Consider the following 12359-nt stretch of genomic DNA (forward strand, 5'->3'; position numbering starts at 1 on the left):
ATATTTTGCATTTCTGCATGAGCGCGAAGGTATTTATTTTCAAAGTCTTCTGCACGCTCATTGGCTAGTTCTAGTTCTGATTTTTCGGGAGTAGTTTCATCCGCTTCTTTAGCGGTTTCTACCTTTTCTTCTGTAGTTTCTACAGCTTCTTCAGCAGCTTCTACCACTTCCTCTTCTTTTACTTCTTCGTTTTTTGTTTCCTCAGACATTTTTCGCCTCCTTTTTAGGAATTTATGTAATTTCATGTTCAACTCACCTCATAATGATTGCTACTCAAATAGCGGTAGAAATCTGTGAGTTTCATCGTCAAGACTCGATTGACAACATTGAGTTGACTGACCACCTTTTGGTAATCCAGATTGACTGGACCGACCACTGCCAGCATACCAAATCCCCGATAGGGAATTAAAAACTTACTGGAAATCAAGGTTAGATTGGCCAGACAGTCCTCTTGACTGTCCGCAACACGGACATTTTGCATCTGATCCTCAGCTAGACTATCACGGATTTCAAAAGCCACCTTCTGACGATCATCAAAGAACTGATAAGCCTCAAGATCCGCAAAACGTAACAACTGAACCTTACCAGCTACAGCTACTTTTTCCGAAAACATCTGAGCAAAAATATGCTCAAAGAGATCGAGAACATTGTCCGTCGTCGTAAAGTAACGCTGGATAATCTGCGGAATCTCCGTCCGAATCTTGTAGTGGATATCTAAGACCGTCTGTCCCAAAAAGCGCTCCTGAATCATATCCCTCAAGCGTAGTAGGTCTTCCTGGAGAAAATTCCTAGGAATCATGAACTGACTGGTCAGAGTATTGGACTCATCCAGAGTAAAGACCGCTAAGGCTGCATGCTGACTGAGCACCACGATATCAAAAGCTGTCAGTCGCTGCCGACTAGGCTCGACGTCAAGAGCTACAACCGTGCAATCACTCAACTCTGCCAAGACGTCCGCTGCCCGCTGCAGGATATCCTCCAGCTTGAAGAACTCTTGGTCGAAAGCTTTGACAACCTCGTAGAGCTCATTTTCCGCTAGCTGATCAAAGGTCAAGGAATGACGGACAAAATACTGGAAACCTGCTACACTGGGCTTGCGGCCACTCGATGTATGAGCCTTTTCTAGCAACCCTTGTTTTTCTAAAGTCGCCATATCATTTCGAATGGTGGCACTCGAGGACTGGATAGACTCTTGCAAGGCTTTAGAACCGACAGGTTCATGTGTCTTGGTAAAGATATCAATGATCAGATTTAAAATCTCATTTTGGCGTTCTGTTACCAAGGACCTCACCTCTCTTTAGAAAATTCCAGCCACTGGCGAGATTTTATTTTTTATATTTAGCACTCTAATACATTGAGTGCTAAATCATGATTCTATTATACACTCTTAAAAAAGAAAGTCAAGGCAAAAACTCAAAAAATTAGCACTCTTTTCGCAAGAGTGCTAAAAATCAGTCTGGGGACCTAGGAAGTTTCAAACCTTTCTTGTATTCTTACAACTTCTTTGATGAGCTTTTAGTTTTTTCAAGGCCCAATCATAGTGGCTAGAGGTCGAACTGACAAAATACGCCCCTAAGGTGCTACCCCCTGTCCATTGATAAACTCCTTTTGAAAATAATTCTTCATTTGAAAAACACTCAGCCAAATCCATGACAGCCTGATGGGAGCTATTCAGTAGAGCGGTTGCTTCCTCGAGCGAAGTAGACTGGTGCTTTTGCCAAAAGGCCACATTCATATCGCCATAAGTTCGCCAGTTGTAAGGAGCAGGCAGAAAGGACTTCTCCTCACCATTCCTATTAGCTTCTACCCAGTCTAGGAGCAGTTGGTGCCATTCATAAAGATGGATTAAGATATCCCTCAGGTTCCGATCGCGCTGCCAGTGGGCTTCTTTCTTTTTCTTATCCTTTGAAAAATCAAAGGGCCTCGTCAACTCTTCTGCTCTCATGTTCGAAATGAGCAGATTGAGTTTTTCAAAATTTTCTGTAGCAGCAGCCAGTAAATCGTTTTTTGTTGTAGGTCTTGGCATGACAAATTCCTCCTATCTGACGGAATACCTTAAGATGGTTTTCAACTTTTCTTCTGGTGTCCTATTTTTGTTGCTCAAGTAAATCTCTCTGTGAACTTGGTCGCGTCTCTCCAGCCCCAAGCTGCTTACCAGCTCGTCCATTTTCTCAAAAGACGCCGGCTCACTATCATAACTTCCTATGTGTAAGACCTGAATGGCCCGCTCCTCTGGCAATCTCTGCAAACAAATGTCGTCATAGAGGGGATTAGGCTTTTTCTTGCGGACATTCTCAAGCGCTGCCGCAAATATATCCTGATCGATGACATTGGGCTGCTGAATCATGAGCTGATAGCGAAGTCGACTTTTATCGAAGCCTTCCCCAGCAGCTTTTTCCCATATACCTTCCAAAGGATAGACTGTGAAATCCGTTACCTTGTCCTCCGCCTCGTTTTTCATCACGGATTTAAAGAGCATTTTTATAGAATAGGCCAATGAATAAAGGGCAGATACCCGCTCGGAGAAAGCCGCTTCATTGGGATTGCCCTCGCCTTCAATCACAATGAACTGTTGACTCGGTACCTCTACTAGCTCTGGCTTTTGCTTGGCCCCATAAAGGCCTTTCTCGCTTTTTCTCCATTCATATTTCATCTTGCTGCCTCCTTTTCTCTTCTTATCTATTAGTATACAAGAAGATACCTGACACCCTATGTCAGGTTTTATATTTTTCTGCCAGCCTAGAAAGCATTTCCTTCATTTTCACTCGAATTTCGGGCGGATTTAAGACCTCCACAGCATCTCCAAAGGACAGGATGTAACTATATAGACGATGGTCGTTGGGAATGTCGATTTCTGTATATAAATTTCCTTCGGCATCTGTCCGAATGTCTCCGCTTAGTTCATCATAAACCCTGAAAGCTACTTTGCGATCAAACTTGACTGTCAGTTTAATGGTATTTTCATAGGTCAGTTCTTTTTCCAAGACGATATCTTCAAAGCTGTCCTCAAACCTTTCCTCCAGCCGCTCCAGATTTTTCATCCGAGATAGTTTAAAATACCTGAATTCCTGGCGCAAGAGGCAAAAGGCATAGAGATACCAACTCTGATTTTTAAACAACAAGCGTACAGGCTTGACACGACGGCTTGTCTCCCGCTCATCACTAGCAAAGTAAGAAAAAGAAACAAGGTGCTTACCTAGAATCCCAGTTTTTAGTTGATGAAAGCTTTCTTCATATGCTTTATCATTTTGCCAGTGGTTAAAATCGATTTCGATCCAGTTGGGATTTTTGACTTGAAATAGCGCCGAAAGCTTTGTAAGCAGGTCACTCTGGTAAAGCTGACTGGTGCTCTCCAGACCTTGCAGGGCCGCCATGATCTGCTCTTTCTCCTCCGCTGTCAGCAAGGACTTCCGCAAGACAAAATCCTCTGCGATTTCTATACCGCCACCCTTTCCTTGCGTGGTATAAATCGGAATCCCAGCGCTGCTTAGAGAGTCCACGTCTCGATAAATGGTTCGAACCGAGACCTCAAATTTCTCAGCCAGATCCGTTGCAGTCACTTTCCCTCTCTCCAAAATATAGTACAATATCCGAAATAGTCGATTATTCTGCATGCTTGCTCCTTCTCCTCTTCCTATTATACAATACTTGCCATAGCATGTCATATTTAGGCAGATTAGACCCAGGATAAGCTGAAATGAAAAAGAGAGTGGGACAGAAATCGGTAATTCGTTAGAATTCGATTTCGTCGTCCCACCTCCGCACAGTTGAGTAGGGCTGTAAAAGCTGATGAAATCAGCGTAGTAGAGCCCACTCAACCACTGCGTCTTGCTCGACAATCCAAAGACAATTGAGAGGCTAGGACTTTCGCCCCAGCCTCTTTAGTGATTATAAACGTTATTTCCGATAGATGTTATTCTCATGACCACTACTAAGCTTTACCACTATTTCCTGTGACAGGGGCAAACGTTGGCAAAGCCACTCCCTCTTTTAGCAGCGCCTCATGGTAGAGCTTATAGAAAATATGGTACAGGCTCGCCTGCATACCGCTTGCAACGATTAAACTAATCCGAAAGTAAAACTGCCCGCTCGCAGTCATTTGCGGTCCCAGAATATCAGGTTCCTTCAAAACTTCTGGATGTTCTGGCACAGCTTCCTGATTAACAGCAGCGATAATCCGATAAATCTCATCCAAATCCGTCTCGGCATAGATAGGAATATCAATCAAAACCCGCATATCGCCACGAGAAAGATTGCTGACAACAGTGATATTTCGATTGGGCACAAAGTGAAGAGTTCCGTCCGCATCGCGTACCTGCGTAGTCCGAATCCCAACACTGACAACCGTTCCTGCGATATTGATAGCACCATTGGTCAAGCGAACATTATCCCCTACATCCAACTGACGCTCTAAGAGAATAAAGAAACCGTTGACTAGGTCGGACAGAAAGCCCTGCGCTCCCATCCCAATAGCTACGCCGGCAATCCCTGCCCCAGCCAAAAGACTTGAGACCGGCAAGCCCAAAATGGATAAAATCCAGTAGAACAAAAGAAAATAAAGTACATAATTGAGTAAATTCTCAATTAAGCGCATAATGGTCTTTTGCCGAGCCGCATCCTGCCGAGATAATTTCAAAGATGGCGCAATCAGTCTAGTCACAAACAGATGGAGAATTTTCTTAGCCACCCAAAACAGTAAACACAAAAAGACCAAGGAGACGAATTTCGAAAACACATCATCCAGAATAGCTGACCAGTCAAATTGCTGGAAATAGCGTGTGAAAACATTCCCATTAGCTGTCATTCTTTCCTCCTATGAGACACAAAAATCTTATTCATTATACCACAAAGGGCGGCGGATAATCATCAAAGCGGCCTTATTCTGTATAGGGTATACCAAAAAATATTGATTTTATACGACCTCTAGCGTATAGTGGAAAGCAGTTTATTTTAGAAAGGGAGCTCCTATGTTTCATCGAATTCTTTCTGCTTGGAATCGCGCTAATCTTATCAAACGGATTTCTATTGGGATTGTCACAGGCGCCCTGCTGGCTCTTATTTTCCCACAAGCCAGCGCTATTAGCCTCCTCGGCCAAATCTTTGTCGGCGGCCTAAAAGCTATCGCACCACTACTCGTTTTTACCCTCGTTGCCAATGCCCTCTCTCAGCACCAAAAGGGGCAGAAGAGCAATATGAAAACCGTCATTATCCTTTATCTAATCGGGACTTTTGCGGCCGCCCTTGTCGCTGTCCTCGCCAACTATATCTTTCCTGTAACCATCGAGCTGACCGCAGCTAGCTCGTAAGTCAGTCCACCAGAAGGCATCGGCCAAGTTCTGAGCAATCTCCTCCTCAATCTTGTCGATAATCCAATCAACACCTTGAGCAAGGCCAATTATATCGGTATTCTGTCTTGGGCAGTTGTCTTTGGAGTGGCCATGCGAGAAGCAAGTCAGCAAAGTAAAGAACTCTTGAGAACACTGGCAGATATTACTTCAAAGATTGTCGAATGGATCATCAATCTAGCCCCCTTTGGTATTTTAGGGCTAGTATACACGACCATTTCTGGCAAAGGATTTGAGGCACTTAAGAGCTACGGCATGCTCCTTCTCCTATTACTAGGTTCCATGGCTCTTGTTGCGCTGGTCGTTAACCCCTTGATTGTCTTCATTATGCTTCGGAAAAATCCTTATCCACTGGTTTGGCGTTGCTTAAAAGTCAGTGGCGTCACCGCCTTTTTCACTCGCAGTTCGGCTGCCAATATCCCTGTTAATATAAAACTGTGTCGAGATTTGGGTCTCAATCCTGAAACCTACTCGGTCTCTATCCCACTCGGTTCAACTATCAACATGGCAGGGGCTGCGGTGACAATCAATACGCTCACCCTTGCAGCAGCCAACACACTGGGCATTCAAGTGGACTTTGGAACAGCACTGGTGCTCAGTATCGTTGCGGCCATTTCTGCCTGTGGGGCTTCTGGAGTGGCTGGAGGCTCGCTTCTCCTGATTCCTGTGGCTTGTAGCCTCTTTGGTATACCAAATGATCTGGCTATGCAAGTCGTCAGCGTTGGCTTTGTCATCGGTGTCATCCAAGACTCTTGCGAAACCGCCCTCAACTCATCCACAGATGTGCTTTTTACAGCTGTTGCTGAAATGAGCACCTGGCCCAAAGAAAAACGTTATTAAACAAAGCGCTGGGACAAACAAGACCCCTTGTCTAGCCCAGCTTTTTATTTTGGCCTGAAAAACATTTTCCACGCCCTTTCCTTAAAGAAGATTTAACCTTTTCTTAAAGATAACTGATATCAGCTAGCTTTAAGCCGCAATCTGTATACTTTGTACAAATCATCTAAGAAAGAGGTATGGATATGGACTATCTAGTGATTCCGGCTTACGAGCCCGATTATAATTTGATTAAACTGATTCAAAAAATTCAGAACAAGAGCAATTTTCATATCATTGTTATCGATGACGGCAGCTCAGCCAAGCGCCAGACAGTCTTTGACAAGGCTGAACAATATGCGACTGTCCTCCATCACGAGAACAATCAAGGCAAGGGACAAGCATTGAAAACTGCCTTCACCTACATCCAGTCTCTGGGTCAATACGGAACCGTCATCACAGCAGATGCGGACGGCCAGCACAAGGTTTGGGATATTTTCCGTGTGGCGAACAAAGCTTCTGAAAATCCTAATCAGCTAATCCTGGGAGCACGCGCCTTTACTGGAAAGGTACCTCTGCGTAGCCGCTTCGGCAACAGTCTGACTCGGGCTCTCTTCAAAGCCCAGACTGGCGTAGCTGTCTCCGATACGCAGACAGGCTTACGAGCCTTTACGACCAACATGATCCCCTTTATGCTGAAGGTAGAAGGTCAGCGCTATGAGTACGAAATGAACATGCTCCTAAAAGCCAGCAAGGAATATCCCATTTTGGAAGTGCCCATTGAGACGGTCTATATCAATGACAATCAAGGCTCGCACTTCCGGCCGATTCGGGATGGGCTCATGATTTATAAAAATATATTCAAATTTGCCCTGACTTCTCTCAGCAGCTTCATCGTGGACTACATGGTCTACGCACTGGCTCTCTTATTTTTAGCTGCTGCTCCGACCAGCCTGAGAATTCTCCTAGCCAACGGGATTGCCCGCGTGACCAGCTCGGTCTTTAACTACTCGACCAATAAAAAACTGGTCTTTAAGAACGACGACAGTATACTCAAGACAGGAACTGGCTATTTCAGCCTAGCTCTAGTGCTCTTTATCCTAGACACACTGCTGATTCGTCTCTTCTATGCTGTCTTTGGTCTCAATCTTCTGATTGTCAAGATCATCGTCGGACTACTGCTCTTCACCGTCTCTTGGATGGTGCAAAAGAGATTTATTTTTAAGGAAAGGACACACACTGCATCATGAAATTTTTAAAGAAAGGCTATGCCTACGCCTCCATTTTTGGCCTACTTCTGACAGCTTCTTTTAGCTACTCCATGTTGAAAACCTTCGTCATTGCAGAGACCATTTCCACAGTCTCAAGCACCGCTTCTTCGTCCAATGCCGAGGCTGCCAGCAAGGCTGCCGAAACAGCCACAGTGACAGATACTAGCTATTCAGACGACAATATCTCGGTCACGCTGACTGAAAAGACCGTCAACAATACCCAAGTCTACATCGCTGATGTGACCGTCAGCTCCGCTGAATATTTGAAAACAGCTCTCGCCAATAACACCTACGGGACCAATGTCACGGCCAAGACTTCAGAAACAGCGGCTAATAAAAAGGCTATTCTAGCGGTTAACGGCGACTACTACGGTGCCAATTCTACCGGCTATGTCATCCGCAACGGTGTCGTCTACCGTGATACCGTCCGAGAGGACGCCAGCAATGGGGATTTGGCCATTTACAAAGACGGCTCCTTTAAAATCATTTACGAAAATGAAATCTCTGCCGACCAGCTAGTCGAAGACGGTGTGGTCAATCTCCTAGCCTTCGGACCAGCCCTCGTAGAAAATGGCGAAATTGTCGTGAATACCAAGTCCGAAGTTGGCCAGTCTATGGCTTCCAATCCACGGACATCTATCGGCATCATTGACGAAAACCACTATATCATCATCGTTTCAGACGGACGCACTTCAGAAAGTCAGGGACTTTCCCTCTATGAAATGGCTGAAGTCATGAAATCTTATGGCGTCAAGACTGCCTACAATCTTGACGGTGGCGGCTCGTCCACTATGTACTTCAACGGTCAGGTCATTAACAAGCCTACCACCAACGGAAATATTTCAGAAAGGACGGTGAGCGACATTGTCTACATCGGTTACTAATCCCAGCAAAAAACGTTTCAAAAAAACAGCTGTTTCCTACATCCTGCTAACAATTTTCTTCTTTGCTTTCAGCAGAATCTATGAATCCTTCAGCTTCGGGGAAACATCTGTCCACATGCAATATCTCTTTGCTCTTCCTCTCGTTGGGGGCAGCCTCCTCCTGCTCTTTATGAAGATCATTCCTAATCTCTCTCGGCTTAGCCTTAACCTCTGGAACTCAGCTGTAGCCACCATGACAGCCGGCATGCTCTTTCGTGGCATCGTCAATCTCTCTGGACGCTCCACGACACTGGATATGCCCTACTGGTATGTAGGAGCAGGCTTTGCGGCTCTGGCTCTATTCTCCATGGTCTTTACGCGCAGTGTGTGGGTAGATAAAGAGACCAGCTCAATATCCTAATCTCATAAAAAAACAGAAAGGTCGTGGTGTTTAAGCCACGACCTTTTCTTGAACACAAATCTGCTTTTTTATAATCAACAATAGAACTTCTAAGAAAATCTTTGCTATCACATGGAAATGAAACTGACTTGTAAGATTAGACGATTCTACCCTGATCAACAACCAACTTGCCTGCCTTATAAACCTGATGGGTCAGGTTGGTCGCAAAGAAATAAAGTGGATAGTCAATGTTCTTAGCGTCTAGGATGGTAATGTCCGCCTGCTTGCCAGTGTCAAAGCTGCCAATCTTATCTTGGCGGTTAACTGAGTAGGCCGCATTGATGGTTACAGCGTTGAGAACTTCTACTGGCGTCAGACGCATCATAAAGCAGCCCAGCTGCATGACGAACTGCAGATTAGCTGTCGGACAAGAGCCAGGATTGCTGTCGGTGGTCAGAGTGATAGCCATACCAGCTTCTAACATCTTGCGGGCTGGTGCATAGGTATCTTCCATCAGACTGAAGGTAGTTGCTGGTAGGAGATTACCGATAACTTTAGCTTCCGCCATCTTGCGAATACCTTCATCGGTCGCTACCATCAAGTGCTCTGCACTCGTTGCTCCAAGTTCAGCTGCTACATCTACTCCGCCGATAGACTCGATTTCATCAGCATGGATACGAAGCTTGAAGCCCATTTCCTTAGCTTTAGAAAGCAGGTAGCGTGACTCGTCAGCTGTAAAGACGCCTTTTTCACAGAAAATATCACAGAACTCAGCTAGATTTTCTGCCTTTACCCGAGGCAGCATTTCCTCGGCGATAAGCTCCAGATATTCCTGAGAACGTCCTTTGTATTCTGGTGGAACAGCGTGGGCAGCCATGAAGGTCGAAACTAAATCAATATCATGGTCACGGTCCAGAGCCCCAACGACATCTAGCTGGCGCTTCTCTGTTTCCCAGTCCAGACCATAGCCACTCTTGGCCTCAACCGTTGTTACCCCATGCAGCAGCATGTAGTCTAGCAGTCTCTTAGACTTATCATAGAGAGTATCAAAAGAAGCTTCTCGTGTCGCCCGGACTGTACTTAGAATTCCGCCGCCTTGAGCAAGAATCTCCAGATAAGGGACACCGGCTAATTTCTTAGCAAATTCATGCTCCCGGCTACCGCCATAGACCAAGTGAGTGTGACAGTCGATTAAGCCGGGCGTCGCAATCTTACCCTCATAAGACTGAATCTTAGTATCTGGTCCAACTAGACTGGCATTCGGCTCTCCACTACCAACAGCTAGGATTTTACCGTCTTTGACTGCAATGTAGCCGTCCTCCAAGACCTGAGCTTCCTTCATCTCCTCACCAAAAAGGGGGTGTCCGAGATCCTTGGGACAGAAGACTTGATTAAAGTGAGTTAATAGTAAATCAGCAGTCATGCTTGTTCCTCCATTCATTTTCCAACTTATTCGCTTTCCATCATAATACACTATCGTCAAATTATAGTCAAAAACCAATATATATTAGATATATTGATATTTTTTATCTTTAGAAATATTTTCTTGACTTTGTACTGACGGCGCTGTTATAAAATAAGGTCAAATCTTAAGTTATTTTACAAGGAGGAAATAAACATGTCATTCTACAGCGAACAAGATATTGCAGCAGCAATGACCGTCAAATTAGACGATGTACTGCCTGAAAAAACGGTTTTCCAAGAAGGCATCCGTCGCGCACCCGATCGGGGCTTCCGTTTGACTCAAGCTCAAACCGAAATTGCTCTAAAAAATGCCCTTCGCTATATTCCAAAGAGATTCCATGAGGAAGTGATTCCAGAATTCTTGGAAGAATTGAAAACTCGCGGACGGATTTATGGTTACCGCTGGCGTCCAAAAGAACGCATCTATGGTAAACCAATTGATGAGTACAAAGGGAACTGTACCGCAGCTAAGGCTATGCAGGTCATGATTGACAACAACCTGAGCTTTGAAATCGCTCTTTATCCTTATGAATTGGTTACCTACGGAGAAACTGGATCTGTCTGCGCTAACTGGATGCAGTACAACCTGATCAAGAAATACTTGGAAGTCATGACTGACCATCAAACCCTGGTCGTGGAATCTGGCCACCCGCTCGGACTTTTCAATTCTAAACCAGAAGCTCCGCGCGTGATCATCACTAATGGCCTCTTGGTCGGTGAATATGACAATATGAAGGACTGGGAAATTGCGGAAGAAATGGGTGTCACCAACTACGGTCAAATGACAGCCGGCGGTTGGATGTACATCGGTCCTCAAGGTATCGTCCATGGTACCTTCAACACTCTCCTCAATGCTGGACGTTTGAAACTGGGTGTAGCTGATGATGGCGACCTGACTGGCAAACTCTTCATCTCTTCTGGTCTGGGTGGCATGAGTGGAGCTCAAGGGAAAGCAGCTGAAATTGCTAAAGCGGTAGCAATTATAGCTGAAGTAGACCAATCTCGGATTGAAACTCGCCACTCCCAAGGCTGGATTAGCCAATTGGCTGAAAGTCCGAAAGAAGCTATCGACTTGGCTCAGAAAGCTCTGGAAGCTGGCGAATCAACTTCCATTGCCTATCATGGTAACATTGTAGATCTCTTGGAATATGTCAACGAGAACAATATCCATGTTGATTTGCTGTCTGACCAAACTTCTTGCCACAATGTTTACGACGGTGGTTACTGCCCGGCTGGTATCAGCTTTGAAGAACGGACTCGTCTCCTGGCTGAAGACAAGGAAACCTTTGCTAAGTTGGTTGACCAAACCTTGGAACGTCACTTCAAGGCAATCAAGACCCTGACTAGCAATGGTACCTACTTCTTTGACTATGGTAATGCCTTTATGAAGGCGGTCTATGACTCTGGCATCAAGGAAATTTCTAAGAATGGCTTTGACGACAAAGACGGCTTCATCTGGCCATCTTATGTAGAAGATATCATGGGGCCTATGCTCTTTGACTATGGTTACGGTCCTTTCCGTTGGGTATGTCTGAGCGGTAAGCACGAAGATCTAGTCGCTACTGACCATGCTGCTATGGAAGTGATTGATCCTAACCGCCGCTACCAAGATCGCGATAACTATAACTGGATCCGCGATGCAGAAAAGAACCAGTTGGTTGTTGGAACTCAGGCTCGGATTCTCTATCAAGACTGCATGGGTCGTGTCAATATCGCCCTCAAGTTCAATGAATTAGTCCGCGAAGGCAAGATTGGTCCTGTCATGATCGGCCGTGACCACCACGACGTATCTGGTACTGACTCTCCATTCCGTGAAACTTCTAATATCAAGGACGGTTCTAATGTTACCTGCGACATGGCTGTGCAATGTTACGCTGGTAATGCCGCTCGTGGTATGAGTCTGGTAGCTCTCCACAACGGTGGCGGAACTGGTATCGGGAAAGCAATCAACGGTGGCTTTGGCTTGGTATTAGACGGTAGTGAACGTATTGATGAAATCATCAAATCTGCTATCGCTTGGGATACAATTGGCGGAGTTGCACGTCGTAACTGGGCTCGCAATGAGCATGCTATTGAGACAGCTATCGAGTACAACCGCCTCCACCAAGGCACAGACCACATTACCATTCCATACTTAACTGACGAAGATTTGGTCAAAGAATCTGTTAAGAAGTTGTTCAAATAGGAAAAACTTGTCCCC

At 45.2% G+C, this 12359-nt stretch carries 10 protein-coding genes and 2 pseudogenes; 5 read left to right on the top strand and 7 right to left on the bottom strand.

Annotated features, from left to right (window positions below; genetic code table 11):
• The 6 genes and pseudogenes from SCRDD08_RS11125 to SCRDD08_RS08760 all read right to left on the bottom strand — a co-directional run.
• Nucleotides 1-209: pseudogene (locus SCRDD08_RS11125) on the bottom strand (nucleotide exchange factor GrpE); the annotation flags it as partial.
• A 38-nt stretch (nucleotides 210-247) separates the two neighbouring features.
• Nucleotides 248-1282 carry a heat-inducible transcriptional repressor HrcA gene (gene hrcA / locus SCRDD08_RS08740; RefSeq protein WP_061423341.1) on the bottom strand — a complete coding sequence of 345 codons (1035 nt, stop codon included), beginning with the start codon at nucleotides 1280-1282 and terminating at the stop codon, nucleotides 248-250.
• Nucleotides 1283-1474: 192 nt separating this feature from the next.
• Nucleotides 1475-2026: a ClbS/DfsB family four-helix bundle protein gene (locus tag SCRDD08_RS08745; protein ID WP_061423342.1), complete on the bottom strand. Its 552-nt coding sequence runs from the start codon at nucleotides 2024-2026 to the stop codon at nucleotides 1475-1477.
• A 12-nt stretch (nucleotides 2027-2038) separates the two neighbouring features.
• Nucleotides 2039-2653: a GyrI-like domain-containing protein gene (locus SCRDD08_RS08750; protein WP_061423343.1), complete on the bottom strand. Its 615-nt coding sequence runs from the start codon at nucleotides 2651-2653 to the stop codon at nucleotides 2039-2041.
• Between the two features lie 61 nt (nucleotides 2654-2714).
• Entirely contained in the window at nucleotides 2715-3614 is a 900-nt protein-coding gene (locus SCRDD08_RS08755; RefSeq protein WP_061423344.1) for a helix-turn-helix transcriptional regulator, read from the bottom strand.
• 317 nt (nucleotides 3615-3931) lie between these two features.
• On the bottom strand, nucleotides 3932-4804 hold the full coding sequence (locus tag SCRDD08_RS08760) for a mechanosensitive ion channel family protein (RefSeq protein ID WP_061423345.1): 873 nt from the start codon (nucleotides 4802-4804) through the stop codon (nucleotides 3932-3934).
• A gap of 163 nt (nucleotides 4805-4967) precedes the next feature.
• On the opposite strand from SCRDD08_RS08760, the pseudogene sstT reads away from it, so the two are divergent.
• The 4 genes and pseudogenes from sstT to SCRDD08_RS08780 all read left to right on the top strand — a co-directional run bounded on the left by sstT (nucleotide 4968) and on the right by SCRDD08_RS08780 (nucleotide 8716).
• Nucleotides 4968-6185, top strand: a pseudogene (gene sstT, locus SCRDD08_RS08765) (serine/threonine transporter SstT).
• Between the two features lie 176 nt (nucleotides 6186-6361).
• Complete coding sequence (locus tag SCRDD08_RS08770) at nucleotides 6362-7411, top strand: bifunctional glycosyltransferase family 2/GtrA family protein (protein WP_061423346.1); 1050 nt, start codon at nucleotides 6362-6364, stop codon at nucleotides 7409-7411.
• On the top strand, nucleotides 7408-8316 hold the full coding sequence (locus SCRDD08_RS08775; RefSeq protein WP_061423347.1) for a phosphodiester glycosidase family protein: 909 nt from the start codon (nucleotides 7408-7410) through the stop codon (nucleotides 8314-8316). Before SCRDD08_RS08770 ends, SCRDD08_RS08775 begins: the two co-directional genes overlap by 4 nt.
• Nucleotides 8297-8716 (top strand): hypothetical protein, encoded by a 420-nt coding sequence (locus SCRDD08_RS08780; protein ID WP_061423348.1) that lies wholly within the window; start codon nucleotides 8297-8299, stop codon nucleotides 8714-8716. Before SCRDD08_RS08775 ends, SCRDD08_RS08780 begins: the two co-directional genes overlap by 20 nt.
• A 136-nt stretch (nucleotides 8717-8852) precedes the next feature.
• Here SCRDD08_RS08780 and hutI read toward each other — a convergent pair whose 3' ends face one another.
• Nucleotides 8853-10118 (bottom strand): imidazolonepropionase, encoded by a 1266-nt coding sequence (gene hutI, locus SCRDD08_RS08785; RefSeq protein WP_061423349.1) that lies wholly within the window; start codon nucleotides 10116-10118, stop codon nucleotides 8853-8855.
• Between the two features lie 195 nt (nucleotides 10119-10313).
• On the opposite strand from hutI, the gene SCRDD08_RS08790 reads away from it, so the two are divergent.
• Nucleotides 10314-12344 carry a urocanate hydratase gene (locus SCRDD08_RS08790; RefSeq protein ID WP_061423350.1) on the top strand — a complete coding sequence of 677 codons (2031 nt, stop codon included), beginning with the start codon at nucleotides 10314-10316 and terminating at the stop codon, nucleotides 12342-12344.
• The last annotated feature ends 15 nt before the right edge of the window (nucleotides 12345-12359 follow it).

This window comes from Streptococcus cristatus, assembly GCF_001578775.1.
GTDB classification, from domain to species: domain Bacteria; phylum Bacillota; class Bacilli; order Lactobacillales; family Streptococcaceae; genus Streptococcus; species Streptococcus cristatus_A.

Excerpts from the sequence above, each read along its gene's own strand:
- SCRDD08_RS08745 (WP_061423342.1), bottom strand. The coding sequence starts at position 2,026 with ATGCCAAGACCTACAACAAAAAACGATTTACTGGCTGCTGCTACAGAA.
- SCRDD08_RS08750 (WP_061423343.1), bottom strand. The coding sequence starts at position 2,653 with ATGAAATATGAATGGAGAAAAAGCGAGAAAGGCCTTTATGGGGCCAAG.
- SCRDD08_RS08755 (WP_061423344.1), bottom strand. The coding sequence starts at position 3,614 with ATGCAGAATAATCGACTATTTCGGATATTGTACTATATTTTGGAGAGA.
- SCRDD08_RS08760 (WP_061423345.1), bottom strand. The coding sequence starts at position 4,804 with ATGACAGCTAATGGGAATGTTTTCACACGCTATTTCCAGCAATTTGAC.
- SCRDD08_RS08770 (WP_061423346.1), top strand. The coding sequence starts at position 6,362 with ATGGATATGGACTATCTAGTGATTCCGGCTTACGAGCCCGATTATAAT.
- SCRDD08_RS08775 (WP_061423347.1), top strand. The coding sequence starts at position 7,408 with ATGAAATTTTTAAAGAAAGGCTATGCCTACGCCTCCATTTTTGGCCTA.
- hutI (WP_061423349.1), bottom strand. The coding sequence starts at position 10,118 with ATGACTGCTGATTTACTATTAACTCACTTTAATCAAGTCTTCTGTCCC.
- SCRDD08_RS08790 (WP_061423350.1), top strand. The coding sequence starts at position 10,314 with ATGTCATTCTACAGCGAACAAGATATTGCAGCAGCAATGACCGTCAAA.